This is a genomic window from Actinomyces sp. 565, assembly GCF_010365615.1.
Classification (GTDB): domain Bacteria; phylum Actinomycetota; class Actinomycetes; order Actinomycetales; family Actinomycetaceae; genus Actinomyces.
This window is the reverse complement of record NZ_PIZD01000067.1, coordinates 7,677-27,620: the sequence shown is the minus strand read 5'-3', so window position 1 is coordinate 27,620 and position 19,944 is coordinate 7,677. Positions and strand designations below refer to the sequence as shown.

The following is a 19,944-nucleotide window of genomic DNA, read 5'->3' as shown; positions in this document are numbered from 1 at the left end:
TCGATGCCGGTGCGGGTGAACCAGATGTTCCAGGTGACCTGGTCGTAGTGGATGAAGGCCTTCAGGATCTCGGTCTGCAGCTCGTCCAGGTCCTCGGGGATGGAGGTGACCTGGTAGCGGTCGGTGGACAGCGACTCCGCGGTCACCACGCCGGCCGCCTCAGCGGAAACAGCGGCCGACGCCAACGCCTGGGCTGCCGCGGCCGACTCCGAAGCCTTGACCGAGGCAACCGCCGCCGGATCATAGGTCGGCACCCCCGAGGCGCCGCCAGAGTCCTGCGAGCACGCCACCAAAGGCCCACACGCCAGCAGCAGCGCGGACATAGCCGTCAGCGGACGACACAGACGACCCGAGGATGTACCGGTTAAATACCCCATATGCATGATCTCCTCAACAGTAGGTACGACAGTGGCAAACAGTGCGACTACAAGCCCATGGGCGACTCAAGGCGTCCAATACGGATCCGGCGTAGGCGAAGACGTGGGCGCAAACCCAATATCATCCAGAAGCTGCGCGCCACGCTCGATCGCAATCTGCTCCAGCGAAGGAATATGCATCGCAGCCATAGCATCATCATTGGTTCGAGTGGTGGAGAATACGACGGCAGCAGTACCTTCAAACCACCCGGCGAAGGCATCCCCTCCCTGAATCCAGGACACCACACTCGCATCCCCTACCGCCTGGACACGAGCTCCAGGCCTCGCAGACACAGTATCCATCACCGACACACCTATCTCCTTATACTGGAGAAGAACATCGTCTGCATCCCGAGCTGCCTGAATGTAGAGGCCTCGCTTATGAGCACCATTGATTCCACAGGTCCAATAAGACTCGGTCATTTGCTCGTCGAGACCATATACGTTCGTTGCCTCGTCTATAAGTGGAACAACATCCTTGTCGGTGAGCACCAAACAGTATGGCTCGCTGGGACGCGGAGGAGGCAGCTGCTGGTACCCCCACCAAGCAAGGCGACCCACCAGTGTAAGCACCACAATCGTCAAAGACACCACCAAGGGCGCCCCCGCGCGATTAGCCAAAACCCACAATCGTTCGGAAAAAGTACGCTTCACAGCATCCCCTGTTTCGCTATTCTCTATTTGCGTACTCATGGCCGGTTTCGATACCGTCGCTGAACTGGATCTCCAAATCAGACGAAGGGACGTCGGGGCTCTCCATCCAGTGGTTGAACTGATTCCTGTAGGCGGAGTCGGACAGCAACATGTTCAGATCGATCTGATGATCGTCGTCCATCCAATCGTAGAGGTCGCCGAGATCCTTCTCGTTATAGTCGATATAGGCAGCGTCGGGGAGCCTTCCCGCGTTAGCGATCTGCGCCATGGCCGCCTGGAAGGCCTCCTGCTGGGCTGCCCTGGACAAGTCCTCAGCATTCTCCACCTGTGTCAGGTCGAACTGGCTCACCTGCTCGGTCAAGCCCGGGGTCGCCGCAGTGACCACAACCGACGCGACTTGAGCCCCCGGATGAGGAACCACGGATAAGCCCGCGCCGAAGGCACCCAGCACAGTCGAGGCGGTAAGCTCCTTGGCATGCGCCTCACTGTGACCGTGCTCGGTCAGTGCTTTGACGGCGGACTGCTCGATGAAGCCTAGAAGCGCCCCATCATTCCTGCTGGCGGTCTTGAACGCCTCATCCATCCCCGATCCATCACCCAAGGTAGCGTCGGGGTACTGATCGAGGATGGCCTGATTACGCGCCGTCGAGTAGCGTCCAACCGCGTTGGACAGGATCAACAGCGAGCTCTCTTCCATACCGGCCACGCGGGTCAGCGCACGTATGTCGGACTCGTGATTCCCGGGCAGCACTGCAGGACGCGTCGCATCCCCTACGAAAACCGCCCCCGAGTTGTCTGCATTGCCCCCGATGACATCCGCAATGTCGGCCATAGAGTTTCCCAATATAATGGCGACATTGTTCCGGCCCGTCTGAGTAAATGCCTCTTCGTCGATGCTGCTTAGGTAAGACATCGCCTCACCGGTCGCCCACGCGGCGCGCTCGTCCGTGGTGCTGTCGGAAGGCACCCGTTGCGCGGATGCGCCGGCCATCGCGGTCGTCAGCGCATCAATGCCTTGATCAGGATCCCAGGTTCGGTTAGTGAGCAGTTCCCAGCGCTCCACCGAGGCTTGACTGGGACCCCAGTTACCGGCGTCATCTACCGATCCCCCGTCCTCCGGCGCCAGATAGTCCAGCGCGGCCTCGGTGTTAGTGCCCATTGCGGTCAACACGCCGTGAAGCGGGTCGAGGCTGTCACGGGTGAACACCGGACCATACTCGTCCACCTTGCCACCGGGCATGGGAAAGGCCGGACGTGTCCCGTCATACGGCAACTCCTCCATCCGATCCGCCAAATCGACCAGGAACCCTGAGTCGTAGTACAGGCCCTCTACCGACAGAAGCGCATTCATCGCGGCGGTCCGCCCCTTGTGGCCATCGTCGGTCACTGCCGCCTCCATGGCGGCCGCAAGCCGAGGACCAGTGACTCCTGGTGAGATGCCGCAGCCAGGATGTGCCCCATCGTGTTCACAACAGAATCAGTAGCCGCCTCATCCTCGCTTGTTGGGTGTTCATACTGTGAGGTGCCGCTGCTCGCCGTCGAGTGGGTGTTGCGCGCCTGCACCTTCTGGACCAGATCCAAGTAGGTATCTACGCCCACGGTGTTGACGAATGCAGCACCATAGATGTCGATGTCCTGTTTCTTGGCCATGTCGGCGATGATCTCGTCGACAGTGCGGCCGTCCTCGGCGGTCCCGTCCTTGCTGCCCATCGCCTGCTGCAGCGCTTCCGCGTCCTTGGCGCCGTCACCCAGCGAACCGCTGTTGTAGGCCTTGACGTTCGCAGTGGTGTCCTCAACACCATCAGGCAGCCAGTAGCACACCGTGCCCTCCCGACTGGTCCCGAAGGTAATACCGGAGTCGTTCATGGCGATCGCCTCATCCAGGCGGGTCTGCAGATCATTAACAAGCTGCTGGAGAGACCCTAACGCATCGGCCATACTCGCCGGCCTGCCACCAAACGCCGCAAAGGCGTCCCCAGACCCTGCCCGGGTGTATCCCAGCGCGTAGGGAGTAGTGACAGAGAGTTTTTCCTCAACCCCCTCCACCGGCTCCTCTTCCCAGCTACTACTGAGGTTATACAGGTCAGACCGCTCAACCTCGGCGTCATCCACCCAGGACTGCAAGGCATCAATGAAACCCTGCACGCCGTCTGCATCCATACTCACATAAGTCACAGTCACTAATTCCTAATCATTCGCTATTGCCTGATCCGATCCGAGCCCCGCCAAGGAGCAACAGGTCACCTCCACTTGGAACTGCCCTCATCACTACCCTTGGGAACCCGATCATCCTGGCCCCACCAGGCGTTATTGGCCTTCTCGTAGATATCATCCACAGCATCGCGTACCGCGAAAACACTCGTATCAATATCAGTACCGAAGTCATCGGCCAGGGGCGAGGACCACACCTCGGACAATCCACCGCTGAACGCGCTCAATCCAACCGCAGGCGACACCTGCGACGACGGAAAGGACATAGCCCCGCCACCCGCACGCATAGCCCCAGCCAACGGCGACGTGGACGGATTCACAGCCAGCACGCCCCGCGCCGAATCCGCCCGACTCCTGACCTTCTCAATCGCCTGCTTTTTCAAGTTCTCCACCATGCCCGAGCTGTCGGGCAAATTAGGATTCCATGACGAGTCACCCAACAATCCAAAGCCCAACAACGAATTATCGCCAGAGTCGACAGGCAAAGACATAACCAGACACTCCCTCCTCCGGGACAGGGCCCGGACAATACAGCTAGTCCACCCCCATGCACCGCAGACCAGCCGACGCGAGCAACACGCAAGGACGTGTACGACACCGAGACGTTACCACACCTTTACGCCTGCTGCGAGGTGCGACCACCAGCGCCGCCTTGCCACCCGGCACACAGCCACCCACCCAGGGCCTAAACCCCTACCCGGAGCAGCGGGTTCGTCACGTGCGGGCGGCTTAATACAGTGGTCGACGCTTACGACGTCGATGGCCACCTGGTAGCGGGCGGCGAGCTTGTCACACCTGCTGACCGCTGCGCGGTGTCGCGCGAGGCGGCCGAGGCAGTGAACTGCAGCGGGCTTGATGGAGGCAGCGCTGCTCGCTAACGCAGCCGGAAACCCCGGCCGCTGCCCGCATCTAAACCAAGAACCATCAGCCCGGGGCGCGACGGCCACTGGCTACCGAATTACATATACGCGCATCCCTGCGCGGATTCGTGGGCGTAGCCGCCCACCTTTGCATAGAAATCGCGAACTCGTTGGGGAACGTCCCGCTCCGACAGGCGCCTGAACCACCAGGCATCACCACGCCGCTCAGCCTCCTGCATGTACCAGCACTTATATTCCAGGATCTCGAGCGCACTCTCCAGCGCAGCAATTTTCATGCGCGTCTTATGACGCTGATCCTCATACATTCGACGCCGCTCCGCTATTGTCGAATCACCCTCAAAATATAGATCCATGAAATGTTTAATGCTGGCGAGGGACATGCCAGTCTCCTTTAGAGTATGGATGATGAACAGAGCCTCAAAATCGTTCCCCGTGAAAATGCGCACGCCCGCTGAATTACGTGCCACGAAGTCGAGCAGACCGCGCCTTCCGTAATACCGCAGAGTGGTCTCAGGCACGCCCGTCCGTTCAGCCACATCCTTCACCGTGTATGTCTTGCCGTCCGGCATGAAGCACCTCCGATCTGCCCCAAGACCTTGCCTTAGACCATGGTCTCAAGTGTACACCTGCCCTTGTGGCGCCGGGCACCAAGCCCGGCAACACCCAAAGGAGCAGCATGACAGGCAGATCTTCATCGCACGGATCAAGGACGGGGTCACCGACGAGATGGTGACCGAGCGCGTCTCGGCGAACAGGTGGGCAACTACTTCAACGCGAACAGTTTCACCGCCGTCCAGGTAGAAGCGTTAAGCGACACCACTCCTGCAGCCGACCCAGTACACACAAATACACCATACCCACTATGGAGGACACTTTGGACAACAACTTATTCGAACTCACCCGTCGGCGCAGGTCTATACGACGCTACCGCGGCGAGCCCGTCGCCGACGAGGTGATCCGAGAAATCATGCGCGTGGCCCTGACGGCACCGAGTTCCTTCGGGCACGACGCGGTGGAGTTCATCGTTGTGAGGGATCCGGACATGATTCGGCAAGTCGGTGCCTGCAAGACACTGGGCGGCTCTCAAGTGGAGGGCGCGGCCGCCGTGATCGTGACGATGGTCAAGACAGCCGACACGCGCCAAGCCGAATTCTGGATCGAAGACGGCGCCATCGCCTCGGCCTACATACTGCTTGCCGCAGAACAGTACGGACTGGGCGCATGCTGGGTACAGATCCGGAACAGGACAGGGCGTCACGACACCTCCGACAAGGAGATCCGCGAGCTGTTGGGGGTGCCGTCCGGCTACACGGTGCTGAACCTCGTGGCTATCGGAGAGAAGGGCGAGCTTAAGCCTGCCTACACCGACTCCGACCTGCCCTGGGACGACGTGCATTACGAGGGGTTCTAGACCTCCGTCTGACTTCGCCACCCAGGTGCCGCTCACTGGGGCCAGGCGGCCTCGGCCTGGGCAAGCGCCTCCTTGGAGTCCAGTTCGCCGCGGGTCCACTGGGTCAGGGCTCCCCACAAAGCGTCCGTGCCCACTCCCGACGGCATCGAGTCGGAGGCGTCGAAGCGGATCACGGACTGACGCGACTGCAGCAGCACAGTGGCGCGCCTGGCGACGTCGGAGCGCATCCGTGAGGCGTCCACGCTCCGGTTGGCGGTGGCCACACCACCGAGGTCAACCCGTGCCTGCGCCCACTCGGCGCTGGACAGGTAGGTCATTACCGCCGCAACGGCATCGGCATCGGCCCCGGCCTCCGCGGCTTCCCCTGCGGCGGATGCCCCCGCGGACAGCTGCACCAGGAAGTCGCCGCCTACGATCACCGGGGCGCCGGCGTCGTCGTCAGCCACCCCCGGGACGAGGAACGCGGAGACAACCCCACCCGTCACCGCGTACGTCGGTGTGGCCGTGGCCTGGGTCGCGGCGGTACCTGAGCCCGCGGCACCACCGACGGCGACGACCTCGGCCCCCTCGGGCAGCAGGTTCTCATACCCGGAGGAGGCGTGCAGCATGTAGCAGGACCCATCCAGCAGCTGTGCGCCGGCCTCCTCCACCGTGGTATTCACTGCCTGCACGCCGCCACCGGGAACATGCCCGTCGGCCAGGAGCAGGTCGCCCACCGCGTCCAGGGCACCCACCGCGGAGGCATCATCCAGGGCGACGGCGTGGCCCGCCCAGGCGTCATAGGCGCCGACTCCACCGGTCGCCAGCAGCGCATCCTCCAGCCAATCACTCACTACCCAGCCGGTAGAGTCGCCGTCGGAAGCGCCCAGGCACCAGGGGGTGACGACGGCGTCGGTACCTCTCTCCTCAGCACTGCTGTCTTGCGCGTCCTCGGCCTTCTCGCCGTCTCCGTCCGCGGACGTGCTATCGCCGTCGGCGGCATTGTCGGCAGCAATCCGCGCGGTGAGCGCAACCAGCTCATCCCAGGTCGTGGGCACCTCGTAGCCGGCCTGCGCGAAGGCGACCGGCGAGTACCAGACGAAGGACTTGACCGACGCCATGAGCGGGGCGGCGTACAGAACGCCGTCAACCGATCCCGCCTCCATCCAGGAACGGTCCCAGCCCAGCTCCACGTTCGCACCAACCGAGTCCGGCATACCAGCGAGCGCATCGGCACGGGCCAGATCACTCACCAATCCGGGTTGGGGAACCACCGCCAGGTCCGGCAGGAGGGTGCCGGTCGGCGGCTGCTCCGCACCCGTTGCGTCGGCCGGGTCCGCCTCCGGATCGTCACCGGCTCCCGGCTCCTCCAGCGTCTGCCGCAGCACCGCCTCCAGATCGTCCGAGCCGTTCTGGACCACGTCGATGCCGGTGCACTCCTCGAACTGCTCCAGGGATGCATCGAAGCGCTCCGCCTCCGTACCGGTGAAGGCGGTGGCGATGGTGACCGTGGTGCCGTCGGGGAAGGTACCGTAGCCGGCCAGCGCCGCACAGGGGTCCGTGGAGGACGCGGTGGGATCGACGTCGTGGCCCGTGGAGCAGGCGGTCAGGCCGCCTGTGAGCAGCAGCAGCGCCGCCGCTGCGGGGGCGAGGTGGGCGGCGGTGCGGTGCAGGGCGGTCCGCGACGATCTCATGAGCTCCTCCGAGTCCTCTCAACGATTGCGTCCAACACGGCCGCGCAACCATCGTGCCATACCGTATCGGTAACGATGTCCCCTTGCTCCTTAACCCACTGCGGCGCCGAGCCCATTACGGCCCCGACCCCCGCCCACCGCAGCATCTCGACGTCGTTGGTGCCGTCGCCCACGGCGATGGCGTGGCCGGAGTCGGTGCCTAGCCGGGTCACAAGCGCCTGAAGGGCGGAGGCCTTCGTAATGCCCTGCGGGGCGACGTCGAGCCACGCGGTCCAGCCGATCGCGTACTCCACCGAGTGCAGGGCGGCCCGCCCGACGACGGCGCTGAACTCGTCCACCGGCATGCCCGGGGCCCGCAGCACCACGCGGGTGACCTCCCCTCGGCGCAGCTCCTCCAGGGGGACCACCGTCTGCTTCTCAATCAGCTCCCCGTCGGGGAAGGGCCGCGAGACGCGGAAGCCGGCGCCCAGCTCCTCCACCGCGATGATCCCGTCCGGGACCGCCTCCAGCAGCGCGTCAATAGCATTCGCCGGGTTGAAGGTGCGCGAGTCCACAACCTCGTAGCCACCCGGGGCGGCCGGGTTCATCCGCAGCGTTATGGCTCCGTTGGCGCACACCATCCACCCGTCGGTCAGCCCGATCCGGCGGGCCACCGGCAGGGCGGCGGTGATGCCGCGCCCGGTGGCGATGACCACCTGCACGCCGTAGTGGCGCATACGGGCGATCGAAGCCATAACACGCTCGGAGACGCGACCGTCCAGGTCCAGGATGGTGCCGTCCACGTCCAGGGCCACCACCAGCCGCTCATCAGGGAACAGGTGCGCCCGACCGCCCGGACCCGCGCCGTCGGACTCCAGGCGGTCCAGGTCGGCCATGCGGGCGCGCACGAGCGCGTGGTAGTCGTCGTGAGACAGCGGGCGGTCGTATCCGGGCCCGTATACGCCGACCGTCTGGGAGTTCCAGGCGGCCGAGCCGATCAGGGGGGCGCCGTCGTCGTTCCGGGTCGGCATTAGATGACCAGCCGGACGGAGGCGGGACGCGCCGCGCTATCGCCGTACATGGTGCGCACGTCAGGCGACCGGCTCGATGACCTCGAGGCCGCCCAGGTAGGGGCGCAGGCCCTCCGGCACGACGACGCTCCCGTCCGCACGCTGCTGGTTCTCCAGGATTGCGACCATCCAGCGGGTGGTGGCCAGGGTACCGTTGAGCGTGGCCACGGGCGCGGTCTTGCCGTCGCGGCGCTCCCGGATGGACAGCCGCCGCGCCTGGAAGGTGGTGCAGTTGGAGGTGGAGGTGACCTCCATCCAGCGGTTCTGGGTGGGCAGCCAGGCCTCGCAGTCGAACTTGCGGGCGGCGGAGGAGCCCAGGTCGCCGGCGGCGGTGTCGATCACCCGGTAGGGCAGGCCCACCAGGGCGAGCATCTCCTCCTCCATCGCCAGCAGCCGCTGGTGCTCCTCGGCGGCGTCCTCGGGACGGCAGTAGGAGAACATCTCCGCCTTGTTGAACTGGTGCACGCGGATGATGCCGCGGGTGTCCTTGCCGGCGGCGCCGGCCTCACGCCGGTAGCAGGTGGACCAGCCCATGTACCGCCTGGGCCCAGCGGACAGGTCCAGGATCTCATCGGTGTGGTAGCCGGCCAGGGCAACCTCGGAGGTGCCGGTCAGGTACAGGTCGTCGGCGGGCAGGTAGTAGATCTCGTCGCTGTGGGCGCCGAGGAATCCGGTACCGCCCATCACCTGCGGGGTGACCAGGGTGGGGGTGGTCATGGGGATGAAGCCGTGCTCTACGGCCTTGTCCAGGGCGGCGGTCATCAGGGCCAGCTCCAGGCGCATGCCCCAGCCCTTGAGGTAGTAGAAGCGGGCGCCGGAGACCTTGGCGCCGCGGCGCGTGTCGATGATGTCCAGGCCCTCGCCGAGCGCCAGGTGATCCGCCGGCTCGAAGCCCTCCGCTGCGAAGTCGCGCGGCTTGGGGCCCTCATGGCGCAGGACCACGTAGTCCTCCTCGCCGCCGGAGGGGGCGCCCTCGATCAGGTTCTGGAACCGGGAGGTGAGCTCGTCAAGCTCTGAGGCGGCGGCGTCGGCAGCAGCCTGCGCCCGCCGGACCTGCTCGGCCAGTTCCTTTGCGCCCCGCAGGGCGGCCTCGCGCTCCTCAGGGGTGGCGGCCTTGCCGACCGACCGGGAGACCGTCTTCTGCTCGGCGCGCAGGGACTCGAAAGCGGCAAGGCTGGTGCGGCGCGCCTCGTCTGCCTCAATGACGCGGTCGACCAGGGAGACGTCGGCGCCGCGGGCACGCTGGCTGGCACGGAAGGGCTCGGGGTTCTCACGAAGCGCACGCAGATCGATCATGGGGGCGAGTCTAACCAGGCAACCGCAGCACAGAGGGTCTAGACCGCAAACAGCATGAGAACCATGCGGGCGTGATCTACAGTCAATACCAATAAGCCAACCCCGATTTCTACCCCCGACCCATCCGGTCGGATCGTGCTACGGACTCAGGACCGCTCATGCCCACCACCACTCTTCCCTCCTTCTCCCAGCTGAGGGCCTTCGTCGCGCTGTGCGACCACCAGCACTTCGGTGAGGCTGCGGCGGCCCTGGGCGTGAGCCAGCCGAGCTTGTCGCAGGCGATCACCGCGCTGGAGAAGCGCGTGGACGGGGAGCTAGTCGAACGCACCACCCGCCGCGTCCTGGTCACCCCGCTGGGCCAGGCACTGCTGCCCTATGCGCGTGAGGCCGTGCTAGCCGCAGAGTCTTTCAACGAGGCGGTCACCAATCAGGGTGCCGCTCTGGCCGGCACCCTGCGACTGGGAATCATCCCGACTCTTGCCCCCTACCTGGTACCGCTCATCCTTGACGGGCTCGGCCGGGAGCTGCCCCTGCTGAACCCCGAGTTGCGGGAGATGGTCACCGGCGACCTGCTGGACATGCTCGCGCAGGGCCGCCTTGATGCGGCCATCATCAGCACCGACGTCGACCTGCCTCACTCCACGGCCATCCCCATGTATGACGAGCCGCTAGTAGCGCTCGTTCCTGCTGACCACCCGTGGGTGGGCCGCAACGACGTCCTCCCCTCCGAGTTGGACGGGCAGCGACTGCTGCTGCTCGACGAGGGCAACTGCCTACGAGATCAGACCCTGGCCCTGTGCCAGCGCTACGGCACCAACCCGCCCTCCGCAGTGGCCACCACACTGTCCACCGTGGTGCAGATGGTCGCCAATGGCTCCGGTGTCACGGTTATCCCAGAGGGGGCGGTGCGCCTGCTCTCCGGGGAGGGATATGCCGTAGTGCGCTTCGCCACGCCGGCGCCTACCCGGCACATCGGCCTAGTGCACCGCAGCTCTTCCTCACGCGGCGCCGACTTCACGCAGCTGGCGGAAATCATCACCGGCCTGGCCCGACAGGCCGGCCTGCCCCTCGCCGAGGTCGTCGGCTCCTAGCCCGCCCACCACCGCGAGGCTGGCGCTCATCACGCACTTGGGCCGGCACATGCGATGTGCCGCAGCCGGTCGAGGTACTTGCGGGCACAACTATCCGGGACGGTGAGGGGAGCGTGCCGGTAGCCTTGCCCCATGACCGCCGGCACCGACCCGGCGCCTGTTGCCGCCGTCGTCATCAACCCCGCCAAGCCGGCCGCTACACGCGCCATCAGACAGGCACTGGGCGACGCACTGTACGAGGCGGGTTACCGCACCGTGTGGCTAGAGACCTCAGCCCGTGAGACCGGCGCCACCCAGGCCCGACTCGCCGTCGCCTCGGGGGCCGGGCTCGTGGTAGCCGCCGGTGGTGACGGCACGGTGCGCTCCGTTGCCGCGGGCCTGGCGGGGACCGGGGTTGAGCTGGGCGTCATGCCGCTGGGGACGGCCAATCTGGCGGCCCGCAACCTCGGGCTACCGCTGCGGCACTGGGAAGCGCTGACGCATATCGCCGCCGTCGGACGCGCAACACCGACCGACCTGCTGTGGGTGCGAACCGAGCCCGCCGGTCACACGGGCCCGCTGACCGCTGCTGACGATTCCGGGCCGGTGGGCGCGGCACCGCCGCGGGGAGCCGCTAGTGCCGACGGCGCTCGTGGCGGCCACGGCTATGGCGGTCACGGCGATGAGATCCCCGAGCCGCCACAGGGGTGGGCCCGGCCCACACTGGGGGGCGAGCATGCCTGCCTGGTGGTTGCGGGTATCGGTTTTGACGCCGGCCTGGTCGCCTCCACGCGCCCGGCCCTGAAGGCACGGCTGAGCTGGGGAGCTTATGGCCTCGCCGCCCTGGAGAACCTGGGCCGACGGCGAATGGGCCTGGTACTAGGGGTCACAGGCGGCACCATGGCCGCGGTCGCGGAGGTTGCCGGAAGGCCCGTGGCCGGGGCGGGCCCCGACGCGTCGGCCGAAGCGCCCGCCGCGGGCGCCGGCCGCGCTGCTCGGGAAGACGCCACTGCCGGTACCGCCGTTGCGGGAACCGCGGATGCGGGTGACGCTCGTGGGAGCGTTGGTGCGGACGACTCCGGCCGACTGGTCTGTCTCGTCCCCGAGGCGACTCCCGCATTTCCCGGGGTCGTGCGCACTGAGCGGCTGACTGCTCGCACCTTGCTGATTGCCAATGGCGGGAAGCTGCCCGCCGGCATCACGCTGCTGCCCGATGCGCGCCTGGACGACGGCCTGCTCGATGTTGCGGCCATTGACACGGTGCGTGGCCTGTGGGGCTGGGCGTCGTTGGCGCGGCAGGTGCTGCCGCCACGGCCGGCCTCCTACTCCGCTGGGCGGGCCGCCCAGGTGCTGCTGCGGCGCGGACGCGAGGTGAGGGTATTACTGGATCTTCCGACGGCCGTGGAGATCGACGGGGACCTGGTAGCCCCCACGCGCGGTGTTCGGGTACGCGTGCAGCCCGGGGCGTTACGGGTGCGGCGCCCCGCATAGCCCAGGGTGCGGCGCCCCGCATAGCCCAGGGTGCGGCGCCCCGCATAGCCCAGGGTGCGGCGCCCCGCGGCGGGCGCGCCCCTCAGAGGGTGCGCCCCTCCAGCACGTCGGCCATCCAGGAGCGGGCCACCACGAAGTCCTTGTCACTGGTTCCGGCCGGGACTACCACGGGCAGGGAGTCCAGCCGCGGGTAGGAGCCGAGGAAGCGAATGAACGGGCAGGTGCGGTGCAGGCCGATGAAGGCCGCCTGCACGCGCTCGTCGCGGATGTGCCCCTCTACGTCAATGGAGAAGCGGTAGCGGCCCAGGGAGTCTCCGACGGGCCGGGACTCGATGCGCGTCAGGTTCACGCCGCGGACGCTGAACTGCTCAAGCATGTCCAGCAGCGCGCCGGCCCGGTTGTGTGGCAGCTGCACCAGCAGGGTGGTCTTGTCCGCTCCCGTGGGCTCACCCACCCGACCGGGGCGGGAGACCTTGACGAAGCGAGTGACGGCGTCGGGGTTGTCCGCCACTCCCCCGGCGATGACGCTCAGGTGGTACTGCTCGGCAGCGAGCGGGTTGCACAGCACGGCCTGGTACTCGAGGCCCGCTGCCTTGGCTGAGTCGGCCTCAGCCAGGGCTCGGGCGGGAGCGGAGGTGGAAGTGCCCTCGATGTAGGCGGCGCCGGGCAGGTGCTGGTGAACCCATCCACGGCATTGCGCCCAGGCGTGGGGGTGGGTCGAGATGGCGCGCACGTCCTCCAGGCGGGTGCCGGGCCGTCCTGCCAGCACGAAGGTAATGGGAACGGCCATTTCAGCGGCGATCACCAGGGGGGCACCAACCACGAGGTTATCGAGCGTGGCATTCACGCCCCCCTCCACCGAGTTCTCAATGGGAACTACGGCGGCGACGGCACTGCGGTCGCGTACATGGTCGAGGGCCGTGGGGACGTCCTGGCAGGGGTCGAGGACGACGTCGGCGGGCGCCACCTGCCGCAGGGCGGTTTCGCAGAAGGTGCCGCCGGGGCCGAGAAAGGACCAGATAGGGGCGGGGCTCGTCATGGGCCCAGGCTATCCCGCGATTCCCCGGCGAAGCGCCCGAACACCCCACGTAGGCTGCTCGCATGAGCGAGCCCATGCGCATCCGGTCGCGTCCGTTGCGCGGCGTGGCCTGGGAGGTCCGCCGCGCACTGGTGCTGGTGGCGCTGGCGCTGGTGACCGGGGTGATGCTGGGGCCACCCGGGCCGTCAGCGGCCCCGGCGGCGCCCGGCCCAGCCGCATCCGCCGCTCCCGCGCCGCTCCTCGTGCTCGGGGTCAGTGAGCTGTCATGGGCGTCGGTGCGCGAGCTTGCTGCGGGTGACGACCCGCAGCTGGCCGCCGATGCCGCCACCGTGCTGCAGTACGCGGCGGCGAATGCACCGGTGAACCTGGTTCAGCGCACGATCGGGGAGAACACCTGCCCCGCGGACGGCTGGGTCACTCTCGGCGCCGGTATGCGCGCCCGGGCCGACGTGTCCCATACGGGGCCCGGAGCCGCATGCTCCGGCGGCTCCTGGGCGGAGGCGACACGGCTGGCGCAGGCCGATGGATACGGGACCGAGCCGGGAGCGCTGGCCACGGCACTGGACGCAGCCGGGGTCGGCTACGCCGCCGTCGGGGATGGTGCGGTCCTGGCACTGACCAATGCCGCCGGACCGCCGGAGGCGGCCGAGCCGGGCGTGCTACCCGCCCCGGCGGGCGGCGGCACGGAGAACGCCGGCGAGCGCGCGTCGGCCAGCACTGCAGCGGAGCCGGACCTGATCCTGGTTGACCTCATGAGTACCGCGGGCTCACCGGGCGGGGCGGGTGCCACCGACGCCGAATCGGCGTCATCAACCGCCCCACCGGGGCCGGCGCGGGCAGTCCACGCGCTCGCGCAGGCGCTCAGGGAACTGACGGCGCCGGCGCGCGTTGTAGTGGTGTCCGTGGCCGACCCGCAGGACCCCTCCCCGCAGCTGGCTGTCCTGCCCGCCGGCACCACCTCCCCGCGGGGCAGTGACGGCACGCTCCTGGTCGGTCCGACCACGCACCGGCGGGGCCTGATTCAGCTGACGGACTTGGCGCCGACTCTGCTGGCAGCCGTTGCCGGACAGGACGCCGTAGCCGCCTCCGGGCTGACCGGTGGAGTTCTGGCGCTTCCCGCCTCGGGGTCCTCCGGCGCCTCCGCTCCCTCCACGAGCGCGGCCGACCCGGCCTCGGCCGCGGACCTCGGCGCCGTGGATGCCCTGGCCGACGACGCTGTCCACGCCGTCGCCTCCAACCGCGCCGTGATCCCGATGACCCTCGCGCTACTCGCCGCCACGGGGGCGGTGCTGGTCGCCGTCGGCGTCGGCCTGCGCCACCCGCAGTCCGGGCGACTGGGGCGCCTAGGCTGGGCCGCCTGCTGGGCGAGTGCCCTGCCCGCCGGGATCTGGCTGTCGAACCTGCTGCCGTGGTGGCGGGCCGGCGCCTGGGCGCCGATGGCGGCGGCCGTGACCGCGACCGCTGCGGCGGGGGTGCTGACCGGGGCGGCCGCCCTGCTGGCCCTGGCGCCACGGCTCGGGCGGCCTGGCGCCGCACTGCTGCTGACGGCGTCGGGGCCGGTGGTGCTCCTGGTGGACGCCGCCGCTGGCGCCCCGTTGGGGTTCAACGGGCCACTGGGGATGAACGCGGTGGTGGCCGGGCGCTTCTACGGGGTGTCGAACACGGCCTTCGCGCTGGCGGCGGGGGCGCTGCTTGTGGCCGTGGCTGCCGGAGCCGACCGGTTTGCCACAGCGCATACGCGCCGGCGTGCGGCCGTGGCCGTGGCGGTGGGGGTTCCGGGGGCTATTGCGCTCGCCGTGGACGGCGCGCCGCAGCTGGGGGCCGATGTGGGCGGCGCGCTCACCCTGCTGCCGGCGCTGGTGGCCCTGGGGGCCGGGTTGGCGGGGGTACGGCTCGGCCTGCGACGCTGGCTAGGCGTGGGACTGGTGACCGTGGGCGTGGTAGGCGCGTTCGCGGTCGCGGACTACGCCGCAGGCTCGCGCACCCACCTGGGTGGGTTCGTGAGCCAGGTGGTGGATGGGCGTGCGGGCGCGACGCTGGTCCGCAAGGCCGCTGCGCTAACCGCCCCGTTCCTCACCAGCCCGTTGGCGCTGCTGGCACTCGTCATCGGTGTGGGCGTGGCCAGTGCGGCCACCTGGTGGTTGCGGCGGACGGTCCGCGACGCCCGCGCGGGCGTGGGCGCCTATGCCTGGCTGGTGGCGGCGACGCCCGCGTGGCCGGGGCCGACGCTGCGGGGGCTGGCGGTGCTGGTGGTACTTGAGGTTCTCGTCAACGACTCGGGCCTGACGATGCTGCTCTTCTCGGCGGCAGCGGCGCTGCCGGCCCTGGCAGCGCTGCTATTGAGCAGCCGGGTCGGCCCGCGCTGATGCCGCCCGCTGCACTGTTGCAACTTGTGCCGGACTCGGTACGTGACTACTTGTGTCGAACTCGATGAGGGGCGCGGGCGGGGTGCGCCCCGGGGCCGGGTCAGGCCTCGGCCGCCGGTGCCTGCTCACCCTTCCAGGCGCGGTAGGCGCGGAAGGGCATCTGGCCGTGCACAGCGGCGTCGTCGAGCTTGTCCGCGGGGACGCGGACGCGGCGCAGGCGCCGGGAGGCCACCGCGCGCATGACGTCCTTGTACTGGGCCGCGCGGTGCAGGCGGCCGGCCCGGTCATTCAGGGAGACGCGGTGGGTGATATCGCAGGGGACCTCAATCACGGTCAGGCCCTGGGAAAGCACATCAATGCTCAGCCCGACTTCTACGCCCCATCCCTCCGCGAGCGGCGAGGCCGCCTCATAGGCGGCGCGAGTGATGCAGCGCTGCCCCGACAGCGGAGCTACGGGCGCCCACCCGGTTGCTGCGGCGATTGCGGCGCGGGCGGCACGCACAACCCGGCCGTGGCCACCGGCCCCCGCCTGCTTGGGCGGCACGGCGATGGACATGTCTGCCACGCCGTCCACAATCGGGGGGACGAGCTGGGAGCAGGCAGCGGCCGAGTCACCCAGGTCCGCGTCGATGAACAGCAGCAGACGGGCGGGACCGTCCTCATAGTCCCGCATGGCGACGACGCTCGCCCCGGTCTCCATGGCGGAGGCCTTCCCGCGGGATACTGCGTGCCGAACGGTAACGGCGCCGGCGGCTCGGGCGTGTTCCTGGGTGGAGTCGGTGGAGCCGTCGTCGACGACGACGACCAGATCAACCCGGGGTATGGCACGGCAGGCACGTACCGTGGCCGCGATCCGCTCGGCCTCATCCTTAGCCGGAATCACGACGGCCACGCGCTGGTCAGGGAGCTGGTTGGGGAGCGGCTCAGATGGCGGCGTCGTGCTCACGGCCCCAGGGTAGTCATATCGGAGGCGGGTCGGCCGGGAAGACAGGCCCCCGGAGTTGCAGTCCAGTCTCGCGGCGCGCGGCGCAGCGGGACACGCCAGCCCTCCACCCCACGCCCTCGGGGCCGCGCCCTGCCGACGCCGCCGACCCGGATGCTGCTGGAGGGGGCCGCGCCCCGCCGGGCCGAGGCGCGGCGAATGGCGTCATTAGACGCCCGGGTCGGCAGGTCCTTGCGCGTCCTCGCAGGTCAAACGTACGTCAGAGGACCTCGGTCCCAATCACGCCCATGTAACCGCGGCAGAAATGTCTTGCCACCCCGAGCCGAGACATATTAGTGACACATGTCACAGAACACTTTGAGGGAAGGTGGCATGGTCAGGTCCAAGGGCACGTCAAAGGCGACGGGTCCCCACCGTCGGCCTCCCCGCGCCCGGCCCGCCCGGCGGGCCCCGGGGACTGCCGTCGGACCCCACCCGCTCCCGCGCGTACCCCGCCTATGCGCGACGCCGGGACGCGCACCACTGGTCCGGAGATTCCCAGTACCGGCGAGCAGGCATGATGGAACCCATGCGCACCTTCCTCAACGTGGCCATCGGCTGGGTCCTGGTCACGGCCGTAGTGGTATCCACGGTGCTCGCCGTGCGCTGGCGCCGGGCGCTGACGCTTGCCCGCCGGGACAATGCCCGTCTACGGGAGGAGGCCCAGCGGCGCAGCACCCCGCGCGACGTCCTCGCCCACGAGATTCGTACGCCCCTGGCCCTGATCAGCGCCTCCGCCGAGCTGCTGGACGAGGAGACCCCCGGCGACCTCAACGAGGTGCAGCGCCGCTTCGTGACCACGATCCTCGACAACGCCCGCGACGCCTCCCAGATGGCCGAGGACTTCCTCACCGAGGCGCGCCTGGACCATGAGGTCCGCGCCCTGCGCCGCGAGCGCGTCGAGCTGCGCGCCCTCGTGCGCGAGCTCATCCAGGAGATGCGCCGCACCGCGCACACCCCGATCCGCCTGGAGGACCACGGACGGCCGGTCCGGGTGGAGGCCGACCGCGGACTGCTGCGCCAGGCGGTCGCCAACGCGGTAACCAACGCGCTGCGGCACTGCGACGGCGCGCCGGTGACCGTACGCATCAGCGCCGACACCGACGACGCCCTCATCACAGTCATGGACGACGGCGTCGGCATGAACCGCCAGGAGCGGCGGCGCGCCTTCACCCCCTACGCGACCTCCAACCCCCTGACGGCGCCGTCGAGCCGCGGCGCAGGCCTGGGCATGATGGTGACGCAGCGGATCATGGAGGCGCACGGCGGCCGCGTGCTCATAGATACGATCGCCGCCCGGGGCACGACCGTCTACCTGACGCTGCCGTTGCGCCCGGACGCGATGCAGGCCGACGCGCCTCAGCCGGATGCGGCCCCCAGGAATGGAGCAGCAGCGAATGGAGCACCAGTGTGATGACGAGTGACTCGCCTCCCGCCCTGCCAGCCCCAAAGCTGGTTGCGCTCGTAGTCGACGACGAGCCGCAGATGCTCTACGTGGTCTCCTTCGCGCTGGAGACGCAGGGCTTCGAGTGCGTGACGGCGCCCGATGCCGAGACCGCCTGGGAGCTGGCCTCCAGCCGCGATATCGACCTGGTAGTACTGGACGTGATGCTGCCGGGTGGCTCCGGCGTCGACCTGTGCCGGCGACTGCGCGGCACCGGCAACCCGGTGCCGATCATCCTGCTGACGGCCATGCGTGACGAGCCCGACCGGATCGCCGGCCTGGAGGCGGGTGCTGACGACTACGTCACCAAGCCCTTCTCTCCCCGCGAGCTGGCGCTGCGGGCCCGGGCGGTCACGCGCCGCTCCGGCTCAGGCCCGGACGCGATCACCAATGGGCCCCTGCGCGTATCGACGGCGACCGGCCGGGTCTCCTGGTCCGGGCGCAACATCCCCCTGCCGGACACCGAGGCCCGCCTGCTGGCCGCCATGGCCAGGCGGCGCGACGCCGTCGTCACCTGGCAGGAGCTGCTCAACGACGTGTGGGGCACCAGCGACGACTCCGGGGGCCGGGAGATGGTGCGCACCACCGTGTACCGGCTGCGCCGACACCTTCAGGCGCATGGCGTGCCCGCAGACGTCGTCGTGGCGGTGCGCGGACGCGGCTACCGCATGCCTCCGCTGGACCGGGACTGAGTCGGCCGAAGGACAACCAGCCCCCCGTACGGAACCGACCTCGGCACGTAACTTCAACCGACCTCGGCGGGCCAGCACAGCCCACACGGCCAGAACAGCCCACAACAATGACACCTCTGTCACAGTTCGCGACCGTCGTTCCATCGCCGTCGTCGTCCCCGCCGTGCATGATTGAGGTGACTTGGCGCACAGCTGCGCCATCACTTCCCGAAAGGCATTCCCATGCGTACTTTCTCGCGGTACGGCACCGCAATGCTGGCGGCCGTCATGGCCGGCGGCCTCGCCCTCTCCGGCTGCGCCGGCTCCACCGACTCCGGCTCCTCGGCCGCCGGCTCCGATGAGGGCCCGATCACCATCGCCTGCGGCGCGATGGAGGACCTGTGCCAGGCCTGGACCGACAAGTTCACCGAGACCACCGGCATCAAGGCCACCTACGTGCGCCTGTCCTCGGGCGAGACCGTCGCCCGCCTGGCCTCCGCCAAGGACAACCCCGAGTTCGACGTCTGGCACGGCGGCCCGGTGGATGGCTACGGCGAGGCCGTCAATCAGGGCCTGATCGAGGCCTACACCTCCCCCGAGGCGGAGAAGATCCCCGCCGAGTACAAGGACCCCGACGGCAACTGGACCGGCGTCTACATCGGCGCGCTCGGCTTCTGCTCCAACCAGTCCCAGCTGGACAAGCTGGGCGTGGACGCCCCGGCCTCCTGGGACGACCTGCTTGACCCGGCCCTGAAGGGGCAGATCTCCGTGGCCCACCCCTCCACCTCCGGCACGGCCTTCACCACCCTGTGGACCCAGGTCACCCGCCTGGGTGGCGAGGACGCCGGCATGGACTACATGAAGCGGCTGCACAACAACGTGCTGCAGTACTCCAAGTCCGGCACCGCCCCCGGCCAGATCGCCGGGCGCGGCGAGGCCGCCGTCGGCCTGGTCTTCTCCCACGACTGCGTGAAGTACCAGGAGGAGGGCATGACGGACCTGGTCGTGTCCTTCCCCGAGGAGGGCACCGGCTATGAGGTCGGCGGCGTGGCCCTGGTGGCGGGCTCCAGCCACAAGGCGGCCGCCCAGGCCTACATCGACTTCGCCATCTCCGCCGAGGGGCAGAACGTCGGCCAGACGGTGGGCTCCTACCAGGTGCTGACCAACCCCGACGCCGACACCAGCGACAAGATGGCGAACCTGGACGACATCAACCTGATCGACTACGACTTCGCCGCGGCCGCCGCAGCCAAGCCCGACCTGACCGCCCGCTTCGACGAGGAGATCGCC

17 protein-coding genes and 1 pseudogene are annotated in these 19,944 nt (G+C 68.4%); 7 read left to right on the top strand and 11 right to left on the bottom strand.

The features are described from left to right. The 6 genes and pseudogenes from GZ997_RS11295 to GZ997_RS11270 form a co-directional block, all read right to left on the bottom strand. A pseudogene (locus tag GZ997_RS11295) lies at window positions 1-323 on the bottom strand (hypothetical protein); the annotation flags it as partial. Between the two features lie 120 nt (window positions 324-443). Further along, window positions 444-1,109, bottom strand: coding sequence for a hypothetical protein (locus GZ997_RS11290; protein WP_162679954.1), 666 nt, complete (start codon window positions 1,107-1,109; stop codon window positions 444-446). Further along, window positions 1,087-2,457 carry a DUF6571 family protein gene (locus GZ997_RS11285; protein WP_162679953.1) on the bottom strand — a complete coding sequence of 457 codons (1,371 nt, stop codon included), beginning with the start codon at window positions 2,455-2,457 and terminating at the stop codon, window positions 1,087-1,089. Before GZ997_RS11285 ends, GZ997_RS11290 begins: the two co-directional genes overlap by 23 nt. Next, window positions 2,454-3,245: a DUF6571 family protein gene (locus GZ997_RS11280; protein ID WP_162679952.1), complete on the bottom strand. Its 792-nt coding sequence runs from the start codon at window positions 3,243-3,245 to the stop codon at window positions 2,454-2,456. The genes GZ997_RS11285 and GZ997_RS11280 overlap by 4 nt, the downstream gene beginning before the upstream one ends. A gap of 65 nt (window positions 3,246-3,310) precedes the next feature. Next, entirely contained in the window at window positions 3,311-3,772 is a 462-nt protein-coding gene (locus GZ997_RS11275; RefSeq protein ID WP_162679951.1) for a hypothetical protein, read from the bottom strand. Window positions 3,773-4,239: 467 nt separating this feature from the next. Then, window positions 4,240-4,731 (bottom strand): MerR family transcriptional regulator, encoded by a 492-nt coding sequence (locus tag GZ997_RS11270; protein WP_162679950.1) that lies wholly within the window; start codon window positions 4,729-4,731, stop codon window positions 4,240-4,242. Window positions 4,732-5,024: 293 nt separating this feature from the next. Between GZ997_RS11270 and GZ997_RS11265 the strand changes: the two genes are divergently transcribed. Beyond that, a complete protein-coding gene (locus tag GZ997_RS11265; RefSeq protein WP_162679949.1) occupies window positions 5,025-5,573 on the top strand; it encodes a nitroreductase family protein in 549 nt (182 codons plus the stop codon). Window positions 5,574-5,605: 32 nt separating this feature from the next. Here GZ997_RS11265 and GZ997_RS11260 read toward each other — a convergent pair whose 3' ends face one another. From GZ997_RS11260 to serS, 3 genes are read right to left on the bottom strand one after another with little or no spacing between them, the layout of a single operon-like run. Beyond that, window positions 5,606-7,246 (bottom strand): ABC transporter substrate-binding protein, encoded by a 1,641-nt coding sequence (locus tag GZ997_RS11260; RefSeq protein ID WP_162679948.1) that lies wholly within the window; start codon window positions 7,244-7,246, stop codon window positions 5,606-5,608. Further along, window positions 7,243-8,256, bottom strand: a complete 1,014-nt coding sequence (locus GZ997_RS11255) for an HAD family hydrolase (RefSeq protein ID WP_162679947.1) — start codon at window positions 8,254-8,256, stop codon at window positions 7,243-7,245. Before GZ997_RS11255 ends, GZ997_RS11260 begins: the two co-directional genes overlap by 4 nt. Window positions 8,257-8,316: 60 nt before the next feature. Next, a complete protein-coding gene (serS, locus tag GZ997_RS11250) occupies window positions 8,317-9,591 on the bottom strand; it encodes a serine--tRNA ligase (protein WP_162679946.1) in 1,275 nt (424 codons plus the stop codon). Between the two features lie 158 nt (window positions 9,592-9,749). Between serS and GZ997_RS11245 the strand changes: the two genes are divergently transcribed. Together GZ997_RS11245 and GZ997_RS12865 are read left to right on the top strand one after the other, a co-directional pair. Further along, window positions 9,750-10,682, top strand: coding sequence for a hydrogen peroxide-inducible genes activator (locus GZ997_RS11245; RefSeq protein ID WP_162679945.1), 933 nt, complete (start codon window positions 9,750-9,752; stop codon window positions 10,680-10,682). A 132-nt stretch (window positions 10,683-10,814) separates the two neighbouring features. After that, window positions 10,815-12,152, top strand: coding sequence for a diacylglycerol kinase family protein (locus GZ997_RS12865; RefSeq protein WP_238994434.1), 1,338 nt, complete (start codon window positions 10,815-10,817; stop codon window positions 12,150-12,152). Between the two features lie 82 nt (window positions 12,153-12,234). On the opposite strand, the gene pheA is transcribed toward GZ997_RS12865, so the two are convergent. Next, the gene (gene pheA, locus GZ997_RS11230) at window positions 12,235-13,191 is read right to left on the bottom strand and encodes a prephenate dehydratase (RefSeq protein ID WP_162679944.1); all 957 of its coding nucleotides are present in this window, start codon (window positions 13,189-13,191) and stop codon (window positions 12,235-12,237) included. A 62-nt stretch (window positions 13,192-13,253) separates the two neighbouring features. On the opposite strand from pheA, the gene GZ997_RS11225 reads away from it, so the two are divergent. Beyond that, a complete protein-coding gene (locus GZ997_RS11225) occupies window positions 13,254-15,557 on the top strand; it encodes a hypothetical protein (protein ID WP_238994433.1) in 2,304 nt (767 codons plus the stop codon). A gap of 100 nt (window positions 15,558-15,657) precedes the next feature. Here the strand turns inward: GZ997_RS11225 and GZ997_RS11220 are convergent, their stop codons facing one another. Then, window positions 15,658-16,503: a glycosyltransferase gene (locus GZ997_RS11220; protein ID WP_343212333.1), complete on the bottom strand. Its 846-nt coding sequence runs from the start codon at window positions 16,501-16,503 to the stop codon at window positions 15,658-15,660. A gap of 565 nt (window positions 16,504-17,068) precedes the next feature. On the opposite strand from GZ997_RS11220, the gene GZ997_RS11215 reads away from it, so the two are divergent. The 3 genes from GZ997_RS11215 to GZ997_RS11205 form a co-directional block, all read left to right on the top strand. Then, on the top strand, window positions 17,069-17,953 hold the full coding sequence (locus GZ997_RS11215; protein WP_162679943.1) for a HAMP domain-containing sensor histidine kinase: 885 nt from the start codon (window positions 17,069-17,071) through the stop codon (window positions 17,951-17,953). Next, on the top strand, window positions 17,953-18,675 hold the full coding sequence (locus tag GZ997_RS11210) for a response regulator transcription factor (RefSeq protein ID WP_162679942.1): 723 nt from the start codon (window positions 17,953-17,955) through the stop codon (window positions 18,673-18,675). Before GZ997_RS11215 ends, GZ997_RS11210 begins: the two co-directional genes overlap by 1 nt. A gap of 222 nt (window positions 18,676-18,897) precedes the next feature. Continuing rightward, on the top strand, window positions 18,898-19,944 hold a 1,047-nt coding region (locus tag GZ997_RS11205; RefSeq protein WP_162679941.1), incomplete at its 3' end, for an ABC transporter substrate-binding protein.

Excerpts from the sequence above, each read along its gene's own strand:
- GZ997_RS11290 (WP_162679954.1), bottom strand. The coding sequence starts at position 1,109 with ATGAGTACGCAAATAGAGAATAGCGAAACAGGGGATGCTGTGAAGCGT.
- GZ997_RS11275 (WP_162679951.1), bottom strand. The coding sequence starts at position 3,772 with ATGTCTTTGCCTGTCGACTCTGGCGATAATTCGTTGTTGGGCTTTGGA.
- GZ997_RS11270 (WP_162679950.1), bottom strand. The coding sequence starts at position 4,731 with ATGCCGGACGGCAAGACATACACGGTGAAGGATGTGGCTGAACGGACG.
- GZ997_RS11265 (WP_162679949.1), top strand. The coding sequence starts at position 5,025 with ATGGAGGACACTTTGGACAACAACTTATTCGAACTCACCCGTCGGCGC.
- GZ997_RS11260 (WP_162679948.1), bottom strand. The coding sequence starts at position 7,246 with ATGAGATCGTCGCGGACCGCCCTGCACCGCACCGCCGCCCACCTCGCC.
- GZ997_RS11255 (WP_162679947.1), bottom strand. The coding sequence starts at position 8,256 with ATGCCGACCCGGAACGACGACGGCGCCCCCCTGATCGGCTCGGCCGCC.
- serS (WP_162679946.1), bottom strand. The coding sequence starts at position 9,591 with ATGATCGATCTGCGTGCGCTTCGTGAGAACCCCGAGCCCTTCCGTGCC.
- GZ997_RS11245 (WP_162679945.1), top strand. The coding sequence starts at position 9,750 with ATGCCCACCACCACTCTTCCCTCCTTCTCCCAGCTGAGGGCCTTCGTC.
- GZ997_RS12865 (WP_238994434.1), top strand. The coding sequence starts at position 10,815 with ATGACCGCCGGCACCGACCCGGCGCCTGTTGCCGCCGTCGTCATCAAC.
- pheA (WP_162679944.1), bottom strand. The coding sequence starts at position 13,191 with ATGACGAGCCCCGCCCCTATCTGGTCCTTTCTCGGCCCCGGCGGCACC.
- GZ997_RS11225 (WP_238994433.1), top strand. The coding sequence starts at position 13,254 with ATGAGCGAGCCCATGCGCATCCGGTCGCGTCCGTTGCGCGGCGTGGCC.
- GZ997_RS11215 (WP_162679943.1), top strand. The coding sequence starts at position 17,069 with ATGCGCACCTTCCTCAACGTGGCCATCGGCTGGGTCCTGGTCACGGCC.
- GZ997_RS11210 (WP_162679942.1), top strand. The coding sequence starts at position 17,953 with ATGACGAGTGACTCGCCTCCCGCCCTGCCAGCCCCAAAGCTGGTTGCG.